The 275-nt window shown below is 53.1% G+C and carries 1 protein-coding gene; it reads left to right on the forward strand.

Annotated elements, in window-relative coordinates:
• The coding region (locus tag IEQ44_RS15795) for an amidohydrolase family protein (RefSeq protein ID WP_227487631.1) at positions 1-275 on the forward strand (275 nt) is incomplete at both ends.

The raw sequence follows: 275 nt of genomic DNA on the forward strand, positions 1-275 counted from the left end.
CGCCAGTATAATATCTCGCTTCCTGCACAATCCCTGGAAACACTGATTCCCCACGTTCAGGTCATTGCCAACGAACCCGATCTGGTGAGCTTTCTGACCAAACTTGACTGGGGCGTTAAAGTTCTCGCCTCTCTTGATGCCTGTCGCCGCGTGGCATTTGAAAACATTGAAGATGCAGCCCGTCACGGCCTGCACTATGTCGAGCTGCGTTTTTCACCAGGCTACATGGCAATGGCACATCAGCTGCCTGTAGCGGGTGTTGTCGAAGCGGTGAT

The organism is Nocardioides malaquae (assembly GCF_015070385.1).
Classification (GTDB): Bacteria; Actinomycetota; Actinomycetes; order Propionibacteriales; family Nocardioidaceae; genus Nocardioides; species Nocardioides malaquae.